This is a genomic window from Vibrio sp. 10N.222.46.A1 (assembly GCF_041473595.1).
Classification (GTDB): Bacteria; Pseudomonadota; Gammaproteobacteria; order Enterobacterales; family Vibrionaceae; genus Vibrio; species Vibrio tasmaniensis_A.
The window spans coordinates 1-355 of sequence record NZ_JBFRSN010001192.1; the positions used below are offsets into that span (position 1 = coordinate 1).

General features: G+C 49.9%; 1 protein-coding gene. It reads left to right on the forward strand.

Going from position 1 to position 355, the window contains the following annotated elements:
• Window positions 1-355 (forward strand): GspE/PulE family protein (locus AB4496_RS25120; protein WP_372132536.1); only part of this gene is annotated, 355 nt, incomplete at both ends.

Consider the following 355-nt stretch of genomic DNA (forward strand, 5'->3'; position numbering starts at 1 on the left):
TTTCCGTATTGATGGCGTGTTACGTGATGTGTTGGCGCCGAGCCGTAAACTGGCTCCGCTGTTGGTTTCGCGTGTAAAGGTTATGGCTAAATTGGATATTGCGGAAAAACGCGTGCCACAAGATGGTCGTATTTCTCTGCGTATCGGTGGCCGAGCGGTTGATGTGCGTGTATCTACCATGCCTTCTTCACACGGTGAACGTGTGGTAATGCGTCTGTTGGATAAAAACGCCACTCGTCTAGATCTACACAGTTTGGGTATGACGGCAGAGAACCACGAGAACTTCCGTAAACTTATTCAGCGCCCACACGGTATTATCTTGGTTACCGGTCCTACGGGTTCGGGTAAATCAACG